At 51.2% G+C, this 15,129-nt stretch carries 13 protein-coding genes, 2 tRNA genes, 1 pseudogene and 1 riboswitch; of the genes and pseudogenes, 3 read left to right on the top strand and 13 right to left on the bottom strand.

What is annotated here, in order from left to right:
* Window positions 1-86: 86 nt before the first annotated feature.
* From ACE5LO_RS20835 to ACE5LO_RS20825, 3 genes are all read right to left on the bottom strand, one after another.
* A tRNA-Ser gene (locus ACE5LO_RS20835) sits at window positions 87-174 on the bottom strand.
* A 4-nt stretch (window positions 175-178) separates the two neighbouring features.
* Window positions 179-254, bottom strand: a tRNA-Asn gene (locus ACE5LO_RS20830).
* Window positions 255-276: 22 nt separating this feature from the next.
* Window positions 277-756 carry a SprT family protein gene (locus tag ACE5LO_RS20825; protein ID WP_375521953.1) on the bottom strand — a complete coding sequence of 160 codons (480 nt, stop codon included), beginning with the start codon at window positions 754-756 and terminating at the stop codon, window positions 277-279.
* A 156-nt stretch (window positions 757-912) separates the two neighbouring features.
* Here ACE5LO_RS20825 and cmpA point away from each other — a divergent pair, with 156 nt between their 5' ends.
* Entirely contained in the window at window positions 913-1,056 is a 144-nt protein-coding gene (gene cmpA / locus ACE5LO_RS20820) for a cortex morphogenetic protein CmpA (RefSeq protein ID WP_375521907.1), read from the top strand.
* A gap of 69 nt (window positions 1,057-1,125) precedes the next feature.
* Here cmpA and ACE5LO_RS20815 read toward each other — a convergent pair whose 3' ends face one another.
* The 6 genes from ACE5LO_RS20815 to ACE5LO_RS20790 all read right to left on the bottom strand — a co-directional run bounded on the left by ACE5LO_RS20815 (window position 1,126) and on the right by ACE5LO_RS20790 (window position 7,078).
* On the bottom strand, window positions 1,126-3,327 hold the full coding sequence (locus ACE5LO_RS20815; protein ID WP_375521906.1) for a Tex family protein: 2,202 nt from the start codon (window positions 3,325-3,327) through the stop codon (window positions 1,126-1,128).
* Between the two features lie 145 nt (window positions 3,328-3,472).
* Window positions 3,473-3,823 (bottom strand): type II toxin-antitoxin system PemK/MazF family toxin, encoded by a 351-nt coding sequence (locus ACE5LO_RS20810; RefSeq protein ID WP_375354956.1) that lies wholly within the window; start codon window positions 3,821-3,823, stop codon window positions 3,473-3,475.
* A gap of 6 nt (window positions 3,824-3,829) precedes the next feature.
* Window positions 3,830-4,111 (bottom strand): CopG family ribbon-helix-helix protein, encoded by a 282-nt coding sequence (locus tag ACE5LO_RS20805; RefSeq protein ID WP_375354957.1) that lies wholly within the window; start codon window positions 4,109-4,111, stop codon window positions 3,830-3,832.
* Window positions 4,112-4,423: 312 nt separating this feature from the next.
* Window positions 4,424-5,605 carry an alanine racemase gene (gene alr, locus ACE5LO_RS20800; protein WP_375521905.1) on the bottom strand — a complete coding sequence of 394 codons (1,182 nt, stop codon included), beginning with the start codon at window positions 5,603-5,605 and terminating at the stop codon, window positions 4,424-4,426.
* Entirely contained in the window at window positions 5,562-5,798 is a 237-nt protein-coding gene (locus ACE5LO_RS20795; protein WP_375521904.1) for a hypothetical protein, read from the bottom strand. Before ACE5LO_RS20795 ends, alr begins: the two co-directional genes overlap by 44 nt.
* Before the next feature lie 20 nt (window positions 5,799-5,818).
* On the bottom strand, window positions 5,819-7,078 hold the full coding sequence (locus ACE5LO_RS20790; protein WP_375521903.1) for a DUF4367 domain-containing protein: 1,260 nt from the start codon (window positions 7,076-7,078) through the stop codon (window positions 5,819-5,821).
* 221 nt (window positions 7,079-7,299) lie between these two features.
* Window positions 7,300-7,446: riboswitch (FMN riboswitch) on the top strand.
* A gap of 177 nt (window positions 7,447-7,623) precedes the next feature.
* On the opposite strand from ACE5LO_RS20790, the gene ACE5LO_RS20785 reads away from it, so the two are divergent.
* Together ACE5LO_RS20785 and ACE5LO_RS20780 are read left to right on the top strand one after the other, a co-directional pair.
* On the top strand, window positions 7,624-8,574 hold the full coding sequence (locus ACE5LO_RS20785; protein ID WP_375521902.1) for a DMT family transporter: 951 nt from the start codon (window positions 7,624-7,626) through the stop codon (window positions 8,572-8,574).
* A 304-nt stretch (window positions 8,575-8,878) separates the two neighbouring features.
* The gene (locus ACE5LO_RS20780) at window positions 8,879-10,843 is read left to right on the top strand and encodes a methyl-accepting chemotaxis protein (protein WP_375521901.1); all 1,965 of its coding nucleotides are present in this window, start codon (window positions 8,879-8,881) and stop codon (window positions 10,841-10,843) included.
* An 80-nt stretch (window positions 10,844-10,923) separates the two neighbouring features.
* On the opposite strand, the gene ACE5LO_RS20775 is transcribed toward ACE5LO_RS20780, so the two are convergent.
* The 4 genes and pseudogenes from ACE5LO_RS20775 to ACE5LO_RS27930 form a co-directional block, all read right to left on the bottom strand.
* Window positions 10,924-12,399 carry a carboxylesterase/lipase family protein gene (locus ACE5LO_RS20775; RefSeq protein WP_375521952.1) on the bottom strand — a complete coding sequence of 492 codons (1,476 nt, stop codon included), beginning with the start codon at window positions 12,397-12,399 and terminating at the stop codon, window positions 10,924-10,926.
* A gap of 70 nt (window positions 12,400-12,469) precedes the next feature.
* The gene (locus tag ACE5LO_RS20770) at window positions 12,470-13,054 is read right to left on the bottom strand and encodes a GbsR/MarR family transcriptional regulator (protein WP_375521900.1); all 585 of its coding nucleotides are present in this window, start codon (window positions 13,052-13,054) and stop codon (window positions 12,470-12,472) included.
* Between the two features lie 276 nt (window positions 13,055-13,330).
* Window positions 13,331-14,500 (bottom strand): RNA-guided endonuclease InsQ/TnpB family protein, encoded by a 1,170-nt coding sequence (locus tag ACE5LO_RS20765; protein WP_375521899.1) that lies wholly within the window; start codon window positions 14,498-14,500, stop codon window positions 13,331-13,333.
* Window positions 14,501-14,588: 88 nt separating this feature from the next.
* Window positions 14,589-14,861 (bottom strand): annotated as a pseudogene (locus ACE5LO_RS27930) (transposase); the annotation flags it as partial.
* Window positions 14,862-15,129 lie beyond the last annotated feature (268 nt).

Here is a 15,129-nt window from a genome sequence, read left to right as displayed (position 1 = left end):
CCGTTCATTGGCTGATGCCAACGAACGGTTTTTTGTTCCGACGAACCCGGCTGGGTTCAAATCCCTTGCGACGATGTACTTCTAAACGGAGAGAGAGGGATTCGAACCCTCGCACCACTTACGCAGTCTAACCCCTTAGCAGAGGGTCCCCTTGAGCCACTTGGGTATCTCTCCATACTGGCTCCCCGAACAGGACTCGAACCTGTGACAACTCGATTAACAGTCGAGTGCTCTACCGACTGAGCTATCAGGGAACATTCTTTGTTTTATAATTTATCATGATTGAGTTACAGCGTCAAGGCGAAGAAGTTGCAGCTGGCCTGAGCACTTGCCGCAGCGGTAGCGGGAAGGATCCATTTTGCGTTTACGCAAATATTCCTGGCCACAGGTACGGCATAACAGCTTGTAACGGAAAGGCAATTTCTTCGCCTTCTCCCTTCCAGGCAGTGTTCGGCAGTGTCTGCTTCCTCCTACCTTGGCAAGCAGGCGCTTGAAGTCCTCATCCCGGTGCTTGTACCCCCTGCCGCTTAAATGAAGGTGGTAATGGCACAGCTCATGCTTGATAATGCTCTCTACTTCTGCATGTCCGTATGCGGTCAACTGATGAGGGTTAATTTCGATATCATGGCTCTTCAAAAAATACCTGCCTCCCGTCGCGGTCAGACGGGGATTAAAGATCGCTCGATGACGGAAGGGAGCCCCGAAATAATCAACAGATATACGTTCTACCCAGCGCTGAAGCTCTTCGTTGCTCATGGGCTGCATTTCTTCCGGCCAACTCCTCTCCATGCCATATATGTTTGAATCATACCCCCTCCCCATACGGTTCTGTCAAGCATGTCTTTCTGGAACATATCAGGACGGTTGCCCATATGCTAACCATACATACGACCGAATGGGGAGGAGATTGTGTTGCCTCAATGGCTCAGAAATCAGTTAATGCGTGCTTTCAACAAAAGAGACCGCAATCAGATTCGCTTGTTGAACGACTGCTGGTTCTTCTACGTTAAAAATCCCGGTAAAACGCTGGAATCACGGAACGGTAAGTCCGTCTGACACCAAAAGAACAAGCCGGTGTCCCGAATGGACACACCGGCAAAATAATTTTTCTGTGTTTTGGGGAAATCAGGAATGTACCTGTTCTTCGACCGGCTCCTTCATCGTAAGACCGACTCTGCCTTTTTTCAAGTCCACGTTCAGCACCCAGACCGTGACGTTATCACCCACGGATACAACATCCATCGGATGCTTCACATATCCGTGCTTCAGCTGTGAAATATGCACAAGGCCGTCGCTCTTGATACCGATATCGACGAATGCGCCGAAATCAATAACATTCCGCACCGTTCCCTGCAGCTTCATGCCAGGAGTCAGATCTTCAATCTTCAACACATCCTTGCGGAATACCGGCAGCGGCAGCTCATCCCGCGGATCTCTGCCCGGACGCTGCAGGCTGTCCAGAATGTCGCGCAGCGTCGGCACGCCTACACCCAGCTTCTCCGCCAGCCGCTCCGGATTTTGAACAGCCAGCAGGTCTGCCACCTGCCTGGAGCCGATCTCCTGCTGATCGATATTCATCTCCTGGAACAGGCGGTTTACCACCTCGTAAGATTCCGGGTGAATCGGGGTACGGTCAAGCGGATTGTCTCCCCCCGTAATACGCATGAAGCCGACACACTGCTCATAGGTTTTGGCTCCAAGGCGGGATACCTTCTGCAATTGGCGGCGGTTGACGAATTTTCCGTTCTCCTCGCGGAATTTTACAATATTTTTGGCAATGGTCGTATTGATGCCGGCCACATAGGACAGCAGCGACGGTGATGCTGTATTCACGTCAACGCCGACATGGTTAACGGCGGATTCAACGACAGCTTTCAGGCTTTCTTCCAGATGTTTTTGGGAAACGTCATGCTGGTATTGGCCGACGCCGATCGCTTTTGGCTCAATTTTAACAAGCTCGGCGAGCGGATCCTGCACCCGACGGGCAATGGAAGCCGCACTCCGTTCCGCCACATCCAGATCCGGGAACTCCTCCTGGGCCAGCCTGGACGCAGAATAGACACTGGCACCCGCTTCATTTACGATCAGGTAAGACAGCTTGTTGCTCTTCAGTTCAGCGATCAAATCGGCGACAAATTGCTCCGTTTCCCGTGAAGCCGTGCCGTTGCCGATTACAATCAGCTCGACATCATACTTGTCAATGAGTTCCTTGAATTTCTCGGCAGCTTCCTTCTTCTTGTTATGGGGCGGAGTCGGGTACGTAACGGCTACCTCCAGCAGCTTGCCGGTATCGTCTACAGCTGCCAGCTTGCAGCCCGTACGGTAGGCAGGGTCCACGCCGAGCACCCGCTGTCCCTTGATCGGAGCCTGCAGCAGTAAGCTGCGCAGATTGCCGGAGAAAATAGAGATCGCCTGATTCTCCCCTTTTTCCGTCATTTCCGCTCTGACCTCACGCTCAATAGACGGAGCGATCAGCCTTTTATATGCATCTTCAATGACAGCTGTAATTAAATGGTCAACGACAGACGGGCTCTTCTGGATCTGGCCAGCAATGTAGCGGTGAACCGATTCCGGTGCAACCTCCAGACTGACCTTCAGAAAGCCTTCGCGCTCCCCGCGGTTAATCGCCAAAATCCGGTGTGGCGGCATTTTCTTGGCCAGCTCACGATAGCTGTAGTAATTCTCATAGACAGACTCCGCTTCCGCATCCTTGGCTTCCGAGGTCAGCATGCCTTGGTCCAGCGTGTAGCGGCGCACCCATTTACGGATGGTCGCATCATCGGCAATATTTTCAGCCAAAATATCCAGCGCTCCCTGCACCGCCGCTTCAGCCGTATCCACACCCTTTTCAGGGTCAACATAACGCTCTGCTTCCTGCATGACATCGCCCTTCTTCGGCTGATTCCAGATCCATACGGACAGCGGCTCCAGCCCTTTTTCCTTGGCGACGCTGGCCCGTGTTTTGCGCTTCTGGCGGTAAGGACGATAGAGATCTTCCACTTCCTGCAGCTTGACCGCATTCTCGATGGCGCTCTGCAGCACCTCCGTCAGCTTGCCCTGCTCATCAATAATCCGGATAACCTCCAGCTTGCGGTCCTCCAGGTTGCGCAGGTACTGCACCCGCTCTTCGATTTGACGGAGCTGGTTCTCGTCAAGTTCCCCCGTCATCTCTTTACGGTAACGGGCAATAAAAGGGATCGTATTTCCTTCATCCAGCAGGCTGGTCGTCGTACGCACCTGCTTCAGGGACAGCGACAATTCCTCCGCCACCTGTTTAATAATCCGTTCCTGACGCTTCTGCTGCACTTCATCAACTACATTAGACATGTATCCAAAACTCCCTCCAGCCCCATACAACAGAGCTTATCCATCATACTAACCCGATTGCAGCGGGCTGCAACTTTTTCTGTTTATGGCAAAAAAAGAACCGTACTTGCCAGTACGGCCCTTGATATTCTTCATCCGTCCGATGCTAAAAATCAATCAACCCCACACTGATTTGAAGCGCATCGCTTACTTTGCGCATGGTTTCTTCATCCAAATGGGTTATTTTGTCAGTCAACCTCTGCTTGTCGATCGTCCGGATTTGTTCCAGCAGGACGACAGAGTCGCGGTCAAAGCCATGTGTCGCCGCATCAATTTCCACATGCGTCGGCAGCTTTGCCTTCTGAATTTGGGCAGTAATCGCCGCTACGATTACGGTAGGGCTGAACCGATTGCCAATATCATTCTGGATGATCAGTACCGGCCGTACTCCACCTTGCTCGGAACCGACAACGGGTGAAAGATCTGCAAAAAAAACGTCGCCGCGCTTAACGATCAATATCGATTACACCCCGCTAACTGTGCGGCCCAGAGTGCTGTCTGCATCTTCCTCCGCGTAAAAAGCCTCGGATGCCATGGTTAAATTAATCTTAGCCATTTCCATGTATCCCCGCTGCATCGCTTCACGAATATACCGTTTCTTCCGTTCGCTCAAATACAGCTTCATGGCCTGCCTTATAAATTCACTGCGGTTGGAATTCTCCATAGCTACGATCCCGTCCACTTCCTGAAGAAGATAATCAGGCAAACTGATCATAATCCTTTTGGTGTTCTGCAAGTTAGCCAACTTCCTTCCACCCCCCACAACCTTATCGCCATTGTACCATTATAACGTTATCCCCGGTAATTTATACAAGATATATATATGTTGGCAGTATATCAACTATGCTGCATCCCATTATAAACTAACCATGGCATTCGCGTACAGTGCGTTTCCTCTCAAAAAACACCCCTCTGTTAGCAGCATGCTCCCGATTAGGCGCCAGCATAGTGTTTTCCTCGCCTCTCACATAGCATATTTCGAGACACTCCACGCAAACTCCTGCCTGTTCATATCGTTTCTCTTGTCATTTCCTTCGTTATCCTCTGGCAAAACATGCTACAATAACGGGTTCCTGCGGGTGACTATCCGGCCTCCGCGCATATATAGCCGCGGGACCCTGTTCGCAATCATGCAGACCACCTCATAGTTGATGGTCCCTAGCCAGGAAGCCAGCTCATCCGCGGAAATGATCACGCCGGATTGCTGGCCGATGAGAACAACCTCTTCGCCGGCCTGAATTTCTTTCGCCTCTGCGGCAAAAGCTTGCAAAGAAACCATACACTGGTCCATACAAATGGTGCCCAATACCGGAACGCGACGGCCGCGTATCAATACTCCCGCTTTACCGCTCAGCATCCGCGAATATCCGTCGGCATAACCGATCGGAAGCGTACCGATGAGCTCCTGGGAAGCTGTTGTATATTGGGTTCCATAGCTGATGCCCCAGCCAGGGGGAAGAGTTTTGACGTAGGACAGCTCGGTCTTCAGCGTCAAAACCGGGAGCAGTTCAACAGCCTGACGGTTCACCTCATGGGAAGGATACAAGCCGTACATGGCGATGCCGATCCGGATCATGTCGAACGACAGTCCCGGCATGTCCAAAGCCGTTGCGCTGTTTCCCGTATGTATGATGGGAATGGAATAGCCTTTCCCTTGCAGCGCCGATGCCACACCCTGAAATCTCCGGTATTGTTCCAGTGTATAGCTTTTATTTTCTTCATCCGCCCTGGCAAAATGAGTGTACATTCCTTCCAGTTCCGCCTCTTCCGTGTTCCAGACCTTCTCGATAAAGGCGAGTGCGCCTTCATCCGGCAGCAAGCCGAGACGTCCCATGCCACTGTCAATTTTGATATGCACCTTCAACCGGCGCGGGCTCCCTTTACGGTCAAGCGCCTGAACGGCCTCCAGCACCTCTGTCGTGAACAGCGTCAACGTAATCTCGTTCTCCCATGCCGTCTGCACAGCCTCCGGTGACGTATAACCAAGAACCAGAAGAGGCAGAGTAATTCCTGCCCTGCGAAGTTCAATGGCTTCGTCCAGAAATGCCACGCTGAGATAATCAGCCCCGAGCCGCTCCAGCTCTCTCGATACCTCTACCGCTCCATGACCGTATGCATTAGCCTTGACGCACGCCAGCAGCTTCATTTGCTGTGGCAGCGCATGGCGAATGCCCTGGTAATTGAAGCGCAAATGATCAAGATTGATTTCCGCACGGGTCGGTCTGTATTGTACTTGCACTGTAGGTCACCTTCTTCAAAGTCTTGAGTCCGAGCCGGATCGCACTGGGCGATGTAAGCTGAATAGTTACCATGGTAATGTTCCGTGCCGCGACTGTCAATGAAGCAGGGCCAGACATATGCAAATGCAGGAAAACAGCGGATGAAAAAAAGACGGACAGCGGCAGCAGCAGAGCGAGTACCCTGCCAACCATCACTATCCGCCTATAAGGATTTATTTACCCGATTGATCCTGCATAGACGCGGCAATTTGAATCATTTCCTGAACAGGCAGGTCCGCACTCGTAATTCTGAACTCCACGCCGTCCATCATCCAGGTCAAAGTCTGCTGCTGATCTCCTGTCAATACACCTACCACACCAAAGCCCATATCAATCGGATCGCCTGCCGCAAGAGATACAGCCCGATCAAGCGGCCGGCTCTCCACAATCGTATAATTGTATTGTCCGGCATAACGCATCATCACCGCATGGGTCTCGCTGTCCTCGATTTCCGGCATATCCCTCATCTGCACGCCTGCAGGCATGTAGGTCGGCTCAATAATTCCGAATTCACTCATGGCCAGGTCTTCACTTCCCTGGCCAGACTGGCCGTCAGCCCCTGCATTCGGCTCCCCGGCCCCGGCATCTGCATCACTGGCCTCTATACCATCAGCAACAGGTTGCTCCTCCGTCCCGTTAGCTTCACCTGCTGTCGGCCCGCTCGTACCCGTTCCCGCCTGATCCGGGTTTCCTGTTTCATCCGAGGTTCCTGTTTGATCCGGGCTGTCCGATGGCTTGTTACCCCCAGTCTCCGCTTGCGGCTGCGCGTCCCCTGAATTGGATGGCGGAACAGCCGTGCTGCCTGCGCCCATATTGCGCTCCATATCAAAGGCATCCTTGTCAAATTCGGTTCCGAATTTGAAATCGCTGAATTTCAAATCGACCACAACTTTGGCATTGGCGTCGGACACCTGCACCTGCTGCGGGGCATAATTGTCCTTGGCAAGCCAGATTTTTTGGCGGACAAGCGCATGGCTGTTGTAATTAGCCGCAACATCGAAGATGTAGGCTTTATCATCGTTAGCCAGCTGGCGAGTCTCATCCCCTATGATGCTGCGCACCAATGTCTCGTACAGATAGACCTGCCCCTGATTGTCCGGCCAGTCGCTTTTAAAACGGAAGCTTTTGTTCAGACTTGGTGTAAGGACGAATACCCCCTCATCATTCCGCAGCACAATCTGGGTAATATCCTTCTTCTCATTCGTCATGGCTATACGATAATACGAAGGCTTGCGGTAGGATATATCCACCAGATATTCCTGTGGCGTCTGGCCGGTATGCAGGGTCATCAGCGCCGTACCGTGATAGCTGTCCATCCCGCTCACCACATCACTTAAATCTTTAACCACATCGTCCGCGCTCTTCTTGCCGCAGCCAGCCAGCAGCACGGTCACGCACATGATCATGGCAAGTATCCATGAACTCCGGCGCATATCATCAACCCCTTCAGCATGTTTTAATTCGAATTAGTACATGTCTATGAGGGACTTGTTCGATTTATGCTGACTAGCCTGACAAGCTGCGTCTAAATACTGGCATTCGATTCATCCAAAATTCTGAAATTTTATGAAATATCCCTGCCTCCTTCATGTAATTTTCACTGGACGAAGCATGCAGACAGCTGTAGAATATATACTATCTAAAAAAACGGAATAAGGATCTTCGGGGTAGGGTGAAATTCCCGACCGGCGGTATGGCTCCTGGAGCCGAGCCCGCGACTCCGCTGCCTGTCATTCAGACAGCGGACTGATTTGGTGAGATGCCAAAGCCGACGGTACAGTCCGGATGGAAGAAGATCTCACAATAAACCACGTCAGCGGGTTCACGGGAACAGTCTGCTCTTTTGGGCTCATTCAAATTCCTGTGATGTCGTATACGTTCAGGTTTATTTGATCATCAGCCCCCGTCCGTGTTTAACCACACGCGAGCGGGGGCTTTTGCCTCTATGGGTCCTTTATCCACAAAGGAGCTAACAATCATGAGTGAAACTACAGCGTCATCCACAGCTATTTTGCGGGAAGCACCTGTAAAAAGCGGCTTTTGGCTCGTCGTTATCGGGGCAGCCTTATGGGGCGTCGATCCCCTGTTCCGCATCCTGCTGCTGGATCATCTGACCTCCACGCAGATTGTGTTGCTGGAGCATGTAATTCTGTTTATATGCGCCGCGCCGGTGCTATGGCGACACCGCGGAGAATTAAAGCGGGTACGGCTGCGCCACGTCCTGGCCCTGCTGTTCATTTCCTGGGGCGGGTCGGCCCTCGCTACCGTGCTGTTCACAATGGCCCTGTCTGACGGCAACCCGAATGCGGTGCTGCTGTTGCAGAAGATGCAACCCCTTTTTGCCATCATCATGGCCAGAATCATTTTGAAGGAACTGTTGCCCCGCTACTTCAGTGTTTTGCTGCTGGTCGCGCTGGCCGGCACTTATATGCTGACCTTCGGCTGGTCGATGCCTTTCAGCCGTGTCAACGAATTTATGCAAATCGGCAGTCTGCTCTCGTTAGGCGCTGCCGCTTTATGGGGCGGCTCCACCGTCATGGGCAGATATTTACTTGGCACCATGAAATATGAGACAGTAACCTCCCTGCGCTTTATGCTGGCTCTGCCCCTGCTGCTCGTAATGACCTCTGTGGAGCAGGCTCCCTGGCAGCTTCCGTCAGGCACATGGGCCGCTGGTGCCGTAATTCTGAATCTGGTGCTGCAGGCGCTGCTGCCCGGACTGCTCAGCATGGCGCTGTACTACAAAGGACTTAGTTCTACCAAGGCCTCCTATGCCACGCTGGCCGAGCTCAGCTTCCCGATGATTGGCGTGCTCATTAACTGGGTCGCCTTTCACGAGCTGGTCACCCTTGCACAGCTTACCGGCTTTGTGCTGATCTGGATTACGCTGTTTCTCATTTCCAGACAGCCCAGGGAGAATTCTGCGTAAAAAAGGATTTTCGCCTCATTATACAGCGACTGTGTTCCCATAAACGGGCACGGTCGTTTTTTTATATATACTGTTTCACTTTGGAAAATTATGCAGCACCCACGCGGCGAACCTGGTGCTTTCGATATACATTTTCATAATTTATGTATTATTTTTCCATTTTAACTAGGTCCATAAGCTCTTTATTTCAACTCGAATTTAGTCGAATAACATAACAGCAGTTAAATTTTGAAATAGGAGAATACATATGGACAACATTCATTCCACAAGCTTATTCGCTAAATTCAGGAGACACATCGGTTTAATGAGAACAAAGCTGATTGCTTCTTTCCTGGTCGTACTCCTTGTTCCCAGCCTGTTCATAGGATATTTCTCCTACCGGAGTGCCAGTAACGAGCTGCGCAGCAACATTTCCGATGCGGTAACGACCAATATCGGATTGATCGATTCCAATATTACGGAATATGTACAACCGGTTATAAATACGCTGAACATGTTTGTGAATGTGCTCTCATCAGAGGACGTCACCGAGCATCCGGAACAGGTTCAGCAGACGTTGGATCAGATGATGGCCACGTACTCCAAGCTGGATGGAGTCGTTATCGCAACTGAAAATGGCAGCTATGTCAGATCACCCGCCAAGGACGATCCGGAGTATAATCCACGCGAGAGGGACTGGTACAAAGAAAGCATGAAGCTGAACGGAAACGTTTTTATTGGCAAACCGGTGGTCAGCACCTCTACCGGCAATCTGGTCGTCACGTTTTCCAGATCTTTGCCTGACGGCAAGGGTGCGCTCACCTTGAATCTTAGCCTGCAGAGTCTTACGGACAATCTGAAGGATATCAAAATCGGCGAGCACGGCGGACTAATCATCACCAATGATGAAAATATGATCGTCGCGGGGGCCGGCCCTGCATATATCAACAGCAAGAAAAAAGCAGGGGACCTCTTGGAAGGGCTGCCTGCTGTGGACACAAACGGCGGGACCGCTGCAGCTCATGGCATCAGCTTTCTTGGGTTGCAGGTAGATGTCTTTTCCACCAATCAGCCGCTGACGGGCTGGAATATCTACGGCATCTATGACAACCAGGATTATGACCAGGCGGTCAAGCCGATACTGTTCAACAGCCTCGTGGTCATTGTTGTGTCGATTGTCGCAGCGGCCGTCATTATATTCTTGACACTGCGCAGCATTATGGTGCCGCTGGGCAGACTGCAAAGAGGAACCAAAGTCATCAGTGAAGGCAACCTGACGGAACGCATCCATCTGAAGAGAAATGATGAGTTCGGCGAGCTTGCCCGTGATTTTGACCAGATGACACAATCCCTGCATGCGATGGTGTCGGAGGTCAATCAAACCTCAAGTCATTTGGCTTCATCGGCTGAAGTGATTAAGGAAAGCACCGAGCAGACCACCCTGTCCGTTCAGTCTGTCGCGGAAACGGTGCAGGAAGCGGCAGAAACGGCATTAGCAAGTGCTGAATCCTCGGAGCAAACCGCCTTTGCCGTGGAAGAAATGGCAAGGGGCGTCGGCTCTATTGCCGAATCCGCGACCTCCATTGTGGACTCTGCATCCCGGACAGAACACGACGTTGCTAATGGAAGCCGCAAGATCACCACCGTGCGGAGCCAGATGGACCGCATTTTACAGGCCGTACGTGAAACAGGAGACTCCATCAACGAGCTCTCCAAGCTGTCGGATCATGCGCGGGAGATGAATAATGCGATTGCCGACATCGCCAAGCAGACCAACCTGCTTTCACTTAACGCATCAATTGAAGCGTCCAGAGCAGGCGAAGCAGGCCGCGGGTTCGCTGTTGTAGCCGAGGAGGTCCGCAAGCTCTCCGAGCAATCCAGGCATACAGCCGGCGAAATCAGCACGATCATCGGACAGATGGTGGAGTTGATCGAACGGTCGACCCATCAAATGAACACTGAGGTACGCAATCAGGTCAACGAGGGTCTGCGGGTCAGCGAAGAAGCGCAAACGGCGTTCAACAGCATCGAAGGCTCCACGGCCCATATAGTAGACCAGATCCAGACGGTGTCCGCTGCTGCTGAACAAATTTCGGCAAGCACACAGGAGGTGTCCGCTACCGTTACGGAGTTGGCCAACATGTCCAAGCAGTCTGCCGAAAGCGCACAGACGACATCGGCTGCCGCAGAGGAGCAAATGGCCGCGATGGAGGAAATCTCTTCTTCCACCCAGGAGCTCGCGAATATGGCGGAAAGCCTGCAGCAAATGGTTAAGCGTTTTACGATATAATACGAGTTTGAATTTAAAAAGAGGACCTCTTCCATACCAACATTGGAAGAGGTCCTCTGGCTGCTTGCAAACAAGCGGAATCAGTTCTTCGCCACAGCAATGAAGAGGCTTCGCTTCTCCGCATCCGGGTCCCGGACAATCGTAGTGTCACAGTTGAAAATAACGGTAGCCCGTTCATTCAGATCATATCTGGGCCAGTCCAGCTCCGGAGTAGAGGGGTTCCCGCTGCGGGCAAAGGATACCCAGGCATCCTGCATCCATCGTGACAGGCGCTTCATCTCTTCAGTCAGCGTGATGTTCAGTTCCTTCAATTGCTGCTGGTTGTCAAATACAAACGCAATCTCCGCCCCATGCACCGATTTTCCCAGGAACGGGTGTCCCTGCAGGCACCAGTCAAACCGGTACATCCAGACCGGGCCGTAGCCTGCCTGACCAGATGCGTATTGTACCGCCGAACGCCAGAAGTACAGGTCTGTCATTAGCTGCGCCTGTCCTTCCACACTGACGGGATACCGGCCGGAAAGCTCGGCGGCATGGGTTAGCCCTGTCATCGCCTGAATGGCCTGGGCAGCGGCTTCAGCGCTGATCAAATGCTCCGGCCCTCTCACGAAGTATGCGCCTTCGTCACGGTTGGTGCCGATCATGATAGCCACATCTTGAGCTGCTCCCTGTTCAATGGCTTTCTGCGGCTCCTCTGGCAGCGAGCTGCCGTCTATCACTGGCTGAAAAAGCATCGCAACCCCGGAGGAACCGAATTTTTCATATAATTTGAACCCTGCCGCGGCAATAACCTCTGTAGGAAGTGTTGAAAGCCGCTCCCTGCTGGATGCATCTACTCCCAGCTCATGCAGAAAAGCAGCAGCAAGGCCTGCGGCGTTCTTCGGGTTAAGCACCTGGGATGCGCCGCTTTGGAGTATCGCTTTACGGAACAAGCCCCTGGCAGCCGGCATCGCCAGCAGTGCCGCTATGCTCATGGCACCAGCCGACTCGCCGAATATCGTCACATTGTCCGGATCGCCGCCGAACTCCCGGATGTTCTCCTGAACCCATTGCAGAGCCGCAATCTGATCCAGCAACCCCGCGTTGGAGACCAGATCTTCTCCAAAAGGCGAAAGATGCAGAAATCCGAACGGACCCAGACGATAATTGATCGTAACGACCACCACACCGCCGTTGCTTGCCAGCGCCGTTCCATTATACAGGGACATGCTTCCGGACCCTGTAACAAATGTACCGCCATGGATCCATACCATCACAGGACATGGAGCATCCGCTTTTGGCGCCCAAACGTTCAAATACAGACAGTCCTCCGACGGAGCAGGCTGCCCTGTCCGCGATCCAAAGATGCCTTCAGCCGACTTCTGCGGCTGGGGACAAACCGGACCAAACTGTGAAGCGTCCCGAATCCCCTCCCAGGCTTGCGGAGGCTGGGGAGCACGGAAACGGAGCGGCCCTACCGGCGGCTGTGCAAAAGGTATGCCTTTCCACGAAAAAATACCGTCCGCTTCTGTACCCTGAAGCTCGCCATTCTTCGTACTGACCCGTATGCTTACCATGCGAATCTCTCCCTCGAAAATAAGCATGACGATGCTCCCGCCCTTTTCCCAGGCAAGCACCATGCCTCATCTAGTTTTTGTGTTCTGCCTTTATTTTATCATCTTCTTCCTTCGGAACCAGCTCGTAAATCTTCTCATCCTCCATCGCATCAATCAGGCGGTCCAGCCATTTATAATAGGATTCCGCCTGTTTCATTTTGCCGCGGTCGCGCAGCAGCGCCTCTTTCACCGCCTCGCTGGCGTCCTCATCCATCAACAGCTTGTCTACTTCAGAGATCGCCTTCCGCAGCACCTGCAGATTCATTTCCACCGCTTTGCGCCACTTGATGGCAAAATAATCGGTAAAGGTCTGGTGCCAGTCAAATTCCACCTCATATAAATCCTTACGGGAGCCCTTGGTCCACACCTTGTTCACCATTTTCAAATCCAACAGCGTGCGCATGCTGGTGCTCATGCTCGTCTTGCTCATTTCCATTTCCCGGCCCATATCATCAAGCGTCATCGGTTTATCGGCAAAAAAAAGCAGGCCGTACAGATGCCCCGTGGAAAGCGTTACCCCGTATAAATCCATATTTTTACCGATCGCTTCTATGACTCTTTTCCTTATTTTTTGCAGGGATTCCTGCTGCTTTTCATCTAAATGGTCCAAGCTCATGCTTGCAACCTCCTGTTCATATGCTTAGACGGGGCAGCTGCTTTATTTGTTCGCAGTATCATCCGCTGTGAGATTAAATCTTTGTCTATTATGAACCTCCCCTACTTACGCTTGACTTAGAAGTAGGGGCTTCTTACCAGCCACACCGTTACTTTCTGCAAACAAATAGGTTGGCTATTTGCTTTCGCTGCCAGCAGCGGAAATCTAACGGGAAGGTTCAGTAAGCAACACTTCTGCAAGTGGGTGGGAACTCACCGTCTACTACTTCTCACTCAGCTAAGCGATCCGTAGATACTTGATCCATTTCGTTTCGCCCAAATATCGGATGTCTCCATGCAGATATTTGGACAATATTCCTTTGCTTCCATGAACGTCCCGATGTTCTTCATAGCCGCAGGAACAGGTATAGGTTCTTGTAGAAGTCTTTTTCCTTCTACCACAACAAGGACATTGTTGACTTGTGTAGCTTTCATCCACCTGTTTCACGCTTGTTCCATGGGCTTCAAGCTTGTATTCGAGTTGTTTCCGAATCTTGCCGAAGCTCCAATTGGATAACTTTTGCGTGACGATCTTGCTTCTCTTCTTTTTCGTATGGCGTTGTACGCCTTCCACTTGGCCTATAACGACTTCCTTGACGCCATGTTCCGTACACCACTGCACAAATTGCCGGGTTGTTTTATGAATGACATCCTGGAGTTGGCGTTCGCTTTTGCTGAGGATGTAGGTTTTGGCTTTCTTGTACTTTTTCCATTGCCGACTGCCTTTTTGGCATTTGCTCATCCGCTTCTGGATTTCGGCCAGCTTCTTGTTGCGTAACCGATGAATACTTCTGGCTTTTCTGCCAGTGATCATGATCGACTGGTTTGCGGTGGTCGTTGCCGTAATCGAGTGAATCTCTCCCAAATCCACACCTGCAACCTCGCTGCCCTCGTTGACTTTGGCCACTTCCCCATCCTCATAGCAAAGAGAAACCATCAGTTTTCGGTCGTACACCAGTTCGATTTCTTTGATCTCGGCGTCTGGCAAGTCAGCCACGACGATCTGAATCGGTTGCTGACGCTTACCGTTCTGGATGCCTAAGCTTAATTGGATGGTGTTGCCCTCGATTTTGAACGATTGGTCTACCCATTTCGTGTTGAAAACCCTCTTGTTTTTGTAGGGATATTTGGTCTTCAGACCTTGACTTTTCGCTTGCTTTGCGCTCTCTCGGGCAAACAAATATTTATGACAAACAGCCTGTACAGACTGGGAGTGAAGAGGGAATCGATTTTTTATAGCGGCTTGAAGTTTGGTTTGTCCCATCCATTTTCCATCGTGTTGCAGAGAATAGTTCTTTGCGATAGACAGACACTCATTCCAGACTTCGGCTGACATCCGGTTACACGCAAACAGTCGGTCCAGATCGACTTTAGAAGTTCGGAATGCGGTTTTGACACAGCGAATCATGAGGTCTTCGCCTCCTTCTCTTGATTCCCGTATAGGCTTTCCATACTTCCAGAGGTGCACTGCCTGCGATAATCAGACAGTAACTTTACGACCAGAAATATTCTTTCCACAATTTCTTTTTTACATCGGGGAAATCCTTCTTGATCAGACGAGAGCTGGCACTCTTATAAGCGTTGATACATTGGGATAGTTCCGTGTTGAGTTGTGCCTTGAAAAGCACATGAATAGGATCGCGATCGGATGCCATTCTCTTCATGCCACTCATTTCATATACACCAACCTTGGGGGCGGGTAAACGCGAAATGGATACGTGATTTGCACGAAGAGTCACCACCTGAACGAGAACATATATTCCTATCATATCACACAAATACACGACCAGAAAAGTACCAGCCTTATATAATAAACAAGTGCATCTAGGTTTCGCCTAACCGGGATTCATCCCCTACCTGCAGAGGAAGGGGACTTCTCACAGAGATATTTTAAAAAAAGCTGATTCTGTTGTAAAGAAACGGATTGTGGAGCATCCTAAAGGATACATGAGAATTATATAGTATTGGTTCATACAGTTTTTTCTGTACGTTCCTTATAAACAGAATTTTCATTTGATAAATTTACAAAAGCTCTGT

Origin of the sequence: Paenibacillus medicaginis (genome assembly GCF_042138635.1) — a bacterium.
In the GTDB taxonomy this organism is placed as follows: domain Bacteria; phylum Bacillota; class Bacilli; order Paenibacillales; family Paenibacillaceae; genus Paenibacillus; species Paenibacillus medicaginis.
This window is presented reverse-complemented; position numbering and strand designations above follow the sequence as displayed.

Excerpts from the sequence above, each read along its gene's own strand:
- ACE5LO_RS20770 (WP_375521900.1), bottom strand. The coding sequence starts at position 13,054 with ATGAGCTTGGACCATTTAGATGAAAAGCAGCAGGAATCCCTGCAAAAA.
- ACE5LO_RS20775 (WP_375521952.1), bottom strand. The coding sequence starts at position 12,399 with ATGGTAAGCATACGGGTCAGTACGAAGAATGGCGAGCTTCAGGGTACA.
- ACE5LO_RS20765 (WP_375521899.1), bottom strand. The coding sequence starts at position 14,500 with ATGATTCGCTGTGTCAAAACCGCATTCCGAACTTCTAAAGTCGATCTG.
- ACE5LO_RS20825 (WP_375521953.1), bottom strand. The coding sequence starts at position 756 with ATGAGCAACGAAGAGCTTCAGCGCTGGGTAGAACGTATATCTGTTGAT.
- ACE5LO_RS20790 (WP_375521903.1), bottom strand. The coding sequence starts at position 7,078 with ATGCGCCGGAGTTCATGGATACTTGCCATGATCATGTGCGTGACCGTG.
- ACE5LO_RS20780 (WP_375521901.1), top strand. The coding sequence starts at position 8,879 with ATGAGAACAAAGCTGATTGCTTCTTTCCTGGTCGTACTCCTTGTTCCC.
- ACE5LO_RS20815 (WP_375521906.1), bottom strand. The coding sequence starts at position 3,327 with ATGTCTAATGTAGTTGATGAAGTGCAGCAGAAGCGTCAGGAACGGATT.
- ACE5LO_RS20795 (WP_375521904.1), bottom strand. The coding sequence starts at position 5,798 with ATGGTTGGCAGGGTACTCGCTCTGCTGCTGCCGCTGTCCGTCTTTTTT.
- ACE5LO_RS20785 (WP_375521902.1), top strand. The coding sequence starts at position 7,624 with ATGAGTGAAACTACAGCGTCATCCACAGCTATTTTGCGGGAAGCACCT.